Here is a 9,264-nt window from a genome sequence, read left to right as displayed (position 1 = left end):
CGTCGTACGTCGCGCCCCTTCAGGGACGCGGGTCAGGGGCGCGGGGAACTGCGCGATCAGCCACACACAACCCGCGGTCGCCCTGCAACGCGTACTCCCGAGCTATTGGGCGCCCCGGCTCACGACGTACTCCCGAGCTACTGGGCGCCCGGCCCACGCTTCTCGCGCCACTCCCTCACCACCGCTTCCACGTCGTACCGCTTCAAACCCAGCGGCGGCCCCGGCGGCGGCTTGAGCATCATGTCGAGGATCTTGGCGTTGATCTCGGTGATGATCTTGCGGACGGCGCGTTCGGAAGGGGCCTCGGCGGCTGCCGCCAAGGCGTCCTCCGCCTCCTTGCGCAACGCGAGGGTCGGCGGCAGCACCGACAACCCCTCGCGGGCCATCTTCCGCTTGACCCACCACAGTTCGTCGTACGTCGTGTCGTCGTCCTGGAAGGGCCGGCCGGCGCCGGGAAGGGCACTGAAGTCGCCGCGCGCCTGCGCGTCGCGGATCTGTTTGTCGACGAAGGACTCGAAGCTGACACCAGGTGGCTTTCGCTCGGTCATACGTCCATTGTGCCGGAGGCCGCACAACCGGACGAGCTGGGGAATTATCATGCGGCGGCGGTGCGCCGAGCGCGCCGTGCGCAGCGACAATTGGTGCGTTGACCCCTGAGGATCCCTAAGGAGCGGCACGTGCTCGAACTCACCATGGCCTCGGTGTCCGAGGCGGACGCCGGGGCGACGGCCGGAATGCAGATGGCCGACGCGCCCAGCGAGCCGGGCGCCATGCTCCGGGTGGGCCGGGACCGGGCGGTGTGCCGCCTCGTGACCCCGGACGACTGGCTGTTCGTGTCACGGGTGCATCTGGAGTTCCTGTGCGGACCCGAGGGCACCTGGCAGGTCACCTGGCTGCGCGGCACGCACGCCGAACCGTCCTCCGAGGTCCGTCTGACCCTCTTCGGTCAGCAGCCCCAGCCCCTCCCGTACGGCGGCACGGCCAAACTCCCGGCCAACAGCTCCGGCGAACTCGTCATAGTCGACCGCACGGCCCCGCGCAGCATCAACGTGGGCTTCTTCCACGAGCCCTGACGGTGGTCGCCGTCATGCCGGGCGGACCGTCCGGGCAGGGCTCCGCTTCGCCGGAGGGCGGGGCGGAGCCCCGGGTCTCGGAGTCACCGAGCCAGGCCGGCGTGTACGCGTACATGAAGATCGAGTCCGTGACCGTCGCCCCCTGATGACCGGCCTTGCTCGATGGCCTCAGTCCAGCACCCGCGCCAGTGCGAAGCCGTCGTACCCCTTGCTGCCCACCGTCTGGATCGCCGTGCCGGTCAGCTTGGGGTGCGAGCCGATGAGTTCGATGGCGGCACGGGTGCCGCGCACGTCCGGCTGGGTGGAGTCGGCGTTGGCGACCCGGCCGCCGCGTACGACGTTGTCGACGACGATGACACTGCCGGCGCGGGTGAGCTTGAGGGCCCACTCCACGTAGTGCGGGTTGTTGGCCTTGTCGGCGTCGATGAAGACCAGGTCGAAGGGGCCGGGGTTCTCGTCGGCGAGCCTGGGCAGCGACTCCAGGGCCGGGCCCACCCGTACCTCGACGAGCGAGTCGAGACCGGCGCGCGCGATGTTGCGGCAGGCGACCTCGGCGTGCTTGGGACTGTACTCCAGGGAGATCAGTTGGCCGTCGGCGGGCAGCGCGCGGGCCAGCCAGATGGTGCTGTAGCCGCCGAGGGTGCCGATCTCCAGGATGCGGCGGGCGCCCTGGATCTGAGCCAGGAGCTGGAGGAACTTGCCCTGGTTGGCCGCGACATTGACCTGCGGGAGCTCAGCCGCGTCGCTGTCGCGCAGCGCGGCCGCCAGGGACTCGTCGTTCGGGGAGAGCTGGGTGATGAAGTAGTCGTCGACGTCGTCCCAGGCCTGCGAGTCACTCATGAAAGCTTTGCCTCCTGCGCCGTTCGTATTTCTAGTTAGGTCAGCTAACTAGTTGCGCTAACGAATATAGGCGCAGGCCTGGCCCCCTGTCAGGGATTTTCGCGCTCGCCGAGCCGCGAGTCTCAGTCGGTCGGGCTCTGGCCGGGCTTCCCGTCCGTCACCGCGCCGGGCGCGGTCGGCGGGGTCGCGACCGGCGGCATGGGCGAGGCGGGCGCGGCAGGCCAGTGGGCCCCCGGCGGCACAGCGGCCCCCGGCGGGTAGGCCCCCGGCGCCCCGGGCGTCCCCGGTGGGTACGGCCCAGGCATCCCGGGTGCTCCCGGCGGCGGGAAGGCGGCACCCGGCGGCGATGCCGGCGGCAGCTGGCGCTTCGCGTTCCGGCGGAGCACGATCGCGACCGCCACCGCCTTGACGGCCAGTACGCCCATGCCGATGCCGAAGGAGAGCAGCCAGCCGGGGATGCCGCCCACGGTCCACATCTCGTCCACGTAGATGACCTTTCGATAGGGTTCGTCGGTCGCCGCCCGTCGCAGCGTGTGGTCGCCGGAGATCCGCTCCGGCTGCGGGAAGTTCTGCTCGAACGCGGTGAGGTAGTCCGTGCGGCCCCCGGAGAGCTCACCCAGCGGGCCGGTGACCGCGAGGACCCGCCCGGCGAACGTCACCTCCGGCTCGTCCCCGCCGATCGCCGAGGTGGGCTCCATACGGTGCGCGGCGAGAACGTACAGGTCGAGGGCCTGCGGGGTCGTCGCGAGGCGGGACAGCCGCATCGGGTACACCGGCTCCTCGCTGGCGAAGGTGAGGTGCAGCGGGTCCAGCGCACCGGCGAGCGGAGCGTCCCCGGCGGAGTCCTCCGGGGCCAGCCGGATCGCCACGTACTCCCACTTCTGCTGGACGTACGGCTCCAGCGCGGCGTCCAGACGGTCGGGGAGCTCGAAGCCGTTGTCGTCGAGCCAGTCGCCGAGGGCGCCGGAGTCGGTCGCGGTCAGCCGGGCCACGTCGAACGGGCCGAGCCGTTCGCGGCCCACGACGCCCACCGAGCCGTCGCCGGGCGCGGCCCCCGCGCCGTCGCCCGTCAGTTCGTCGAACGGCCAGTCGCCCGAGCGCGGCCAGAAGTACTCCCGGGTCCGGTACTCGGGGGCCGTCTCCTCGGTGAGCTGGTCGAAGAGGGCGCTGTCGTCGAGTTCCACGGTGGCCCGGTTCGGCACCGGCATGATCCAGGCGGCCGTGCGGGCGTCCCCGGCGACCGTCAGACGCATCACGATCTGCTCCTCGCGGCCGTCCCAGCGGACGACGGAGGTCTCACGGTTCACGTAGACGTTCCGCTGGGCGTCCGGCACCATCGCGCCGCAGCCGCAGGCGTACGCCGGTGCCATGAGCGACGCCAGCTGGAACCCCAGCAGCGCCAGGACGACCACCAGCAACCGCCCGCGCCCGGTGTGCGCCCATTCCGCCGGATGTGTGCGCCCCCGCATGAAACCGTTCATCCCCCGTGCTCCCCGTGCCGTGCATACATAGCCCGGCCATGCTCCCAGGTGTTTGTCCGTGGGCTGTCACAGCGGTACCGGTGATGTGCATCTGTGATCCGCGTCGTGCCTTGAGGTGGCGGGCAACCGTCCGCGCACTATCGTCATCCGGACAAAACAAGGGCGTCCCTCAGGTGAAGAGGGGGTTGCCCGCGTCTCACATCGAGGGTGGTGCGAGCCTTCTCCATGGGACGTCAACGGGGCGGGAGGACGACAGGGCGTGGCGACGAACGCGGAGCAGAGCAGACCGGGCGGTGCCGCGAGCACGGGCCCGGCGGCAGCGCGGCTGGGCGCGGTTCGGGCCATGCTGTGGCTTGTCGCCGGGGTCCTGGCGGTACGGCAGATCGCGGTCGTGCTGAACACGCCCAGAGGTGAGCGGCTGACGGATCTGGAGACCTGGGTCGGGCCGAGCGGCGTCCTGCATGTGAAGGGCTCGCTGTACGACTCGACGCGGTTCACCGGCACCCCGTTCGGCGGCCTGGTCCTCAAGCCCCTCACCCGAATGGCCGAACAGGCGCTCGGCTGGGGCTGGACCTTCGGCACCCTCCTGCTGGTCGTCGCCCTGGGCCTGGTCGCCGCGCGCGCCCTGCCACAGCCGGTGACCAGACGTTCGACACTCCTCGCCGCGCCCGTGGCGGTCACCCTGCTGATGCTGTCGCTGCCGGTGCGCAACACGCTCTACCTGGGCCAGACCAGCATCATCCCGGTGCTGCTCGTCCTGGCGGGCTGCTTCGCGGTCCGGGGTGAGCGCTGGAGCGGGGTCTGTATCGGGCTCGCCGCGGCACTCCAGCCGACCGTACTGCTGTTCGTACCGCTGCTGTGGTTCACCGGGCGCCGCCAGGCCGCCGCGACCACCGGCATCACCTTCGCCGGGGCGACCGCGCTCGCCTGGGCCGCGATGCCCGGCGACTCGTTCACCTACTGGGTGCACCACCTGGCCGGCGTCGGGCTCGGCGGCCGGGCCGACGACCTCGCCAACCAGTCACTCCACGGCGCGCTGCTCCGGCTCGGACTGGAGGGCCCGCTGGAGATCGTGGTCTTCTTCGCGCTCGCCGCCGCCGTCGCCGTCTTCGGCCTGCGGCGCGCCATCGGCTACGCCCGCGACGGACAGCTGCTGCTCGCCGTCGCCGTCACCGGCTGTGTCGTGGTCGCCGTATCGCCCACCTCCTGGAAGCACCAGTTGCTGTGGGTGCTGCTCGCGGTCGTCGGCCGGGTCGGCAAGAAGGCCTCGTCGCGGTACGTGTGGCCGGTCGCCGTCGTCCTGGTGATGACGCTGCCCGCGAAGATGATGGTGCCGAACATGGGCGCCCTGCACCCGCTGCGTGACAACGTCGTCCTGCTGGCCGCGCTCGCCGCCGCCCTCGTCGTGCCGTTCCTGTCCCGCACCTCCGAGTACTACCGCAAGCCGATCCCCACCGAGTACGCCCCGAAGGTGGAGACCCGCTTCAGCTGGGCCCCGCTGCTGCGCCGGGTGGCCACCCGCCCGAACCTGCTCCTCGAACTGCTGCTGATCCGCGTCACGTACGCCGCCTACCAGCGCACCCGCCTGGAGGCCACCGGCAGCCGGGCCGCCGCCGAGGAGCACGCCTCGCAGATCCTCGCCGTCGAGAAGGCCCTGTTCCTCGACATCGAGCACTGGGTCAACCACACGGTGGTCGAGATCGACTGGCTGCGGAGTTTCTTCGACTTCTACTACACGTCGTTCCACTTCGTCGTCCCGCTGACCGTCCTCGGCATCCTCTACTGGCGTCGCCCCGCCGACTACCGCTGGGCGCGCACGGCCATCGGCTTCACCACCGTGCTCGCGCTGATCGGCTTCTTCTTCTACCCGCTGGCGCCCCCGCGCCTGACGCCCGGCCTCGGCATCATCGACACCATCCACGGCGTCCAGGACTTCTCCAAGCCGGACTACGGCAAGCTCACGGAACTCACCAACCAGTACGCGGCGATGCCGTCCCTCCACTTCGGCTGGTCCCTGTGGTGCGGCCTGACCATCGCGATCATCGCCCCCAGATGGTGGATGAAGGCCCTCGGCCTGCTCCACCCCACCTTCACGGTCGCCGCGATCGTGGCAACGGGCAACCACTGGATCCTGGACGCCGCGGGCGGCGCAGCGGTGGTCGGCGCGGGCTTCGCGTTGACGTACGTCCTGACGGGCCCGAGGACCACCGCGCCCCGTCAGGGGCGCGAGGCGGGACATGATGCGGCTCCGCCGCGCGGGCGCGAGCAACCACAACCGACCGGCAGCCTCGCACCGGCCATGCGGCGAAGCGGCGGTGAAGACGGAGACGACGGAGACCGGGGCGCGGCGTAGGAAGGAACGCCCCGGCCCCCGCGAACGGGCCGACGGCGCCGGGAAGCCGTCGGCCCGAGTTCAGCGGGCCGCAGTCGTACCGTGTGGCCGGACGCAGTCACCCCGCGCTGACCTGCAGCTCCTTCACCCCGTTGATCCAAGCGGAGCGCAACCGGCGGGGGTCGCCGGCCAGCCGTAGGCCCGGCATGGCGTCGGCGATCGCGTTGAAGATGAGGTTGATCTCGAGGACGGCCAGCGACTTGCCCAGGCAGAAGTGCGGGCCTCCGCCGCCGAAGCCGAGGTGGGGGTTGGGGTCGCGGGTGATGTCGAAGGTGTCGGGGTCGGTGAAGACCTCGGGGTCGTGGTTGGCGGAGGCGTAGAAGATGCCGACGCGGTCGCCCTTCTTGATCAGCTTGCCGCCGAGTTCGGTGTCCTGGGCGGCGGTGCGCTGGAAGGAGTTGACCGGGGCGGCCCAGCGGACGATCTCCTCGGCGGTCGTCGCGGGACGCTCGCGCCTGTAGAGGTCCCACTGGTCGGGGTGGGTGAGGAAGGCGTGCATGCCGTGGGTGATGGCGTTGCGGGTCGTCTCGTTGCCGGCGACCGCCAGCATCAGCACGAAGAAGCCGAACTCGTCCGAGGCCAGGTTGCCCTCGTCCTCGGCGGCCACCAGCGTGGTGACGATGTCCTTCGCCGGGCACTGCTTGCGGTCGGCGGCCATGTTCATGGCGTACGCGATGAGTTCCATCGCCGACTGCTGGCCGACCTCCTCGGTGATGGCGTACTCCGGGTCGTCGTACGAGATCATCCGGTTGGACCACTCGAAGATCCTGATGCGGTCCTCCTGCGGGATGCCGATCAGCTCCGCTATGGCCTGCAGCGGAAGCTCGCAGGCGACCTTGGTGACGAAGTCGAAGGGGCCGGGGTGGGCGATGGCCTCCCGGGCGATGGCGACGGCGCGGTCGCGGAGGTTGTCCTCCAGGGCGCGGATGGCCCGGGGCGTGAACACCCGCTGCACGATTCCCCGGACCCGGGTGTGCTCCGGCGGATCCATGTTGAGCAGGATCAGCCGCTGGGCGTCGATGGCGTCGCGCTCGATGTGCTCGTTGAAGCGGATGATCGCGGTGTTCAGATACGAGGAGAACAACTCGGGGTGCGTGGAGACGTACTTGACGTCCGCGTGCCGGGTGACGGCCCAGTAGCCCTCGTCCTCGAAGCCCGCGATGCCGGGTGCCTGCGGGACCCAGTGGACCGGTTCCGTGCGGCGCAGTTCGGCGAACTCCGGGAGAGGGACACGGTGGTGCAGCAGATCGGGATCGGTGAAGTCGAACCCGTCGGGCAGCGCTGGACAGGGCATCGGCAACTCCTGACGGAGCATCAGCTTTTGGAATTGCGGTGACCGTAGTAACGGGTTCTACAACTGGCAAGGGGTACGGGCCTTTCAGTTGCCGCGCGCCCCTTGCGGTCGCGGAGTCACGCTCAGCAGACTGCTGAAGAGAACTAGAACGCGTACTAGTTCTGCGTGGCGGGCCGGGCCGGGACGCCCCGCGCCGCGCGGGTAACCGTCGAGAGGACCGATCCCCCATGGCCGCGGAACCCGTGATCGTCGAAGCCGTACGCACCCCCATCGGCAAGCGCGGCGGCGCGCTCGCCAACCTCCACCCCGCCTATCTCCTGGGCGAGACCTACCGGGAGCTGCTGGGCCGCACCGGCATCCCCGCCGACTGCGTCGAACAGATCGTCGGCGGTACGGTCACCCACGCCGGCGAACAGTCCATGAACCCCGCCCGCACCGCCTGGCTCACCATGGGGCTGCCGTACGAGACGGCCGCGACGACGGTGGACTGCCAGTGCGGTTCCTCGCAGCAGGCGTCGCACATGGTGGCCAACATGGTCGCGGCGGGCGTGATCGACGTCGGTATCTCGTGCGGGGTCGAGGCGATGTCGCGAGTGCCGCTGGGGTCGGGGTCCAAGCACGGGCCGGGGAAGCCGTTCCCGGACGAGTGGAACGTCGATCTGCCCAACCAGTTCGAGGCGGCCGAGCGGATCGCCCGGCACCGGGGGCTGACGCGCGAGAACGTCGACTCGCTGGGGCTCGTCTCGCAGGAGCGGGCCGCCGTGGCGTGGGCCGAGGAGCGGTTCAAGAAGGAGACGTTCGCGGTCCAGGTGCCGACGACGGAGGAGGAGCAGGGGGCCGGGCAGGGCATGTGGCGGCTGGTCGACCGGGACGAGGGGCTGCGCGACACCTCCATGGAGGCGCTGGCCCGACTGAAGCCCATCATGCCCACGGCCGTCCACACGGCGGGCAACTCCTCCCAGATCAGCGACGGCGCCGCGGCCATCATGTGGGCGTCGAAGCGGATGGCGCGGGCGCTGAAGCTGCGGCCCCGGGCGCGGATCGTCGCCCAGGCCCTGGTCGGCGCCGACCCGCACTTCCACCTCGACGGGCCGATCGACGCGACCAAGGCGGTGCTGGGGAAGGCCGGGATGTCGCTGAAGGACATCGACCTGGTCGAGATCAACGAGGCGTTCGCGTCCGTGGTGCTGAGCTGGGCGCAGGTCTTCGACCAGGGCCTGGAGAAGGTGAACGTGAACGGCGGGGCCATCGCGCTCGGGCATCCGGTGGGGGCGACGGGGGCGCGGCTCATCACGACCGCCCTGCACGAGCTGGAGCGCACGGACAAGGAGTTCGCCTTGGTGACGATGTGCGCCGGGGGAGGGCTGGCCACCGGCACGATCATCCAGCGGCTGTAACCGTCCGCCGTCCGCCGTCCCCCGGACGGCAGCGGCGAACCCGGCGGGACCCGGTGTGCGGACGGGGCCCGCCGGGTTCTTTCGTGCCGCGAACGGCGGTGGCGACGCCCGGGCGGAGGCCCTGCTGCCCTTTGGGACACTGCCCCAAGGGACGATGTCGCGCGCCGGGGCGCACCCCTAGGGTTGCCGCACGCCTCACCGAGCACGGCTTCCACATGAAGCACGACGTGCGTGGTCCAGAGCGGCGGGACTCCTCCGCTCCGTCTCCTGAGAGGACTGCACCATGGCGCGTATCCTCACCATCGGTTCCCGAGCCACCCGTGTCGCGGCCGTCTGCGCGATCGCGGCCTCGGTCGCCCTGACCCAGGCCGGCTCCGCCAACGCGGCGGCCAAGAACCGCTTGCCCAACGGAAGCAAGCTGAAGGCGGGACAGTGCATCAGCGAAGGTCCCGCGTCGAGGAAAGCCTCGTTCTGCGTCGGCAAGTACTACGACCTCACCATGCACTACAAGAAGAAGAGCTGCACGGTCTACAAGGCCAAGGGGCACATCAAGGGTCCGTCGTCGTATGTGCAGGTCGCCAAGAACGGCGACGTGCGCTTCTACCAGTACTCCGGTGGCCGGGTCCTGTGGCGCTCCAAGACCACTCAGTTCAAGGGCGCGGCCCTCGTCGTAGGCAGCTCGCGCCCCGGTAACCAGGCGGTTCTCGGCGTGGACACCGGGAAGGCGTTCTTCATCATCAAGAAGTGCCCCTTCAACGGCTGACGGGCACTCTCGTACGCGAAGGCG

At 70.3% G+C, this 9,264-nt stretch carries 9 protein-coding genes; 5 read left to right on the top strand and 4 right to left on the bottom strand.

Annotated elements, in window-relative coordinates:
- Positions 1–137 precede the first annotated feature (137 nt).
- Positions 138–548 carry a DnaJ family domain-containing protein gene (locus STRIP9103_RS04095; protein ID WP_009298260.1) on the bottom strand — a complete coding sequence of 137 codons (411 nt, stop codon included), beginning with the start codon at positions 546–548 and terminating at the stop codon, positions 138–140.
- 129 nt (positions 549–677) lie between these two features.
- On the opposite strand from STRIP9103_RS04095, the gene STRIP9103_RS04090 reads away from it, so the two are divergent.
- Together STRIP9103_RS04090 and STRIP9103_RS52715 are read left to right on the top strand one after the other, a co-directional pair.
- A complete protein-coding gene (locus STRIP9103_RS04090) occupies positions 678–1,073 on the top strand; it encodes a hypothetical protein (RefSeq protein ID WP_009298254.1) in 396 nt (131 codons plus the stop codon).
- Positions 1,074–1,087: 14 nt separating this feature from the next.
- On the top strand, positions 1,088–1,219 hold the full coding sequence (locus STRIP9103_RS52715) for a hypothetical protein (protein ID WP_267950624.1): 132 nt from the start codon (positions 1,088–1,090) through the stop codon (positions 1,217–1,219).
- A 22-nt stretch (positions 1,220–1,241) separates the two neighbouring features.
- On the opposite strand, the gene STRIP9103_RS04085 is transcribed toward STRIP9103_RS52715, so the two are convergent.
- The gene (locus tag STRIP9103_RS04085) at positions 1,242–1,913 is read right to left on the bottom strand and encodes an O-methyltransferase (RefSeq protein WP_009298258.1); all 672 of its coding nucleotides are present in this window, start codon (positions 1,911–1,913) and stop codon (positions 1,242–1,244) included.
- Between the two features lie 122 nt (positions 1,914–2,035).
- Positions 2,036–3,382: a DUF2330 domain-containing protein gene (locus tag STRIP9103_RS04080; protein ID WP_052315549.1), complete on the bottom strand. Its 1,347-nt coding sequence runs from the start codon at positions 3,380–3,382 to the stop codon at positions 2,036–2,038.
- 271 nt (positions 3,383–3,653) lie between these two features.
- Here STRIP9103_RS04080 and STRIP9103_RS04075 point away from each other — a divergent pair, with 271 nt between their 5' ends.
- Positions 3,654–5,747 carry a bifunctional glycosyltransferase 87/phosphatase PAP2 family protein gene (locus STRIP9103_RS04075; protein ID WP_009298255.1) on the top strand — a complete coding sequence of 698 codons (2,094 nt, stop codon included), beginning with the start codon at positions 3,654–3,656 and terminating at the stop codon, positions 5,745–5,747.
- Between the two features lie 97 nt (positions 5,748–5,844).
- Here the strand turns inward: STRIP9103_RS04075 and STRIP9103_RS04070 are convergent, their stop codons facing one another.
- On the bottom strand, positions 5,845–7,080 hold the full coding sequence (locus STRIP9103_RS04070; protein WP_009298257.1) for a cytochrome P450: 1,236 nt from the start codon (positions 7,078–7,080) through the stop codon (positions 5,845–5,847).
- A gap of 227 nt (positions 7,081–7,307) precedes the next feature.
- On the opposite strand from STRIP9103_RS04070, the gene STRIP9103_RS04065 reads away from it, so the two are divergent.
- Positions 7,308–8,477 carry a steroid 3-ketoacyl-CoA thiolase gene (locus tag STRIP9103_RS04065; RefSeq protein WP_009298259.1) on the top strand — a complete coding sequence of 390 codons (1,170 nt, stop codon included), beginning with the start codon at positions 7,308–7,310 and terminating at the stop codon, positions 8,475–8,477.
- A gap of 283 nt (positions 8,478–8,760) precedes the next feature.
- Entirely contained in the window at positions 8,761–9,240 is a 480-nt protein-coding gene (locus STRIP9103_RS04060; RefSeq protein ID WP_009298253.1) for a hypothetical protein, read from the top strand.
- Positions 9,241–9,264: the final 24 nt, after the last annotated feature.

This window comes from Streptomyces ipomoeae 91-03, assembly GCF_000317595.1.
In the GTDB taxonomy this organism is placed as follows: domain Bacteria; phylum Actinomycetota; class Actinomycetes; order Streptomycetales; family Streptomycetaceae; genus Streptomyces; species Streptomyces ipomoeae.
The sequence above is the reverse complement of the archived record's forward strand: the minus strand, read 5'-3'. Positions and strand labels throughout refer to the sequence as shown.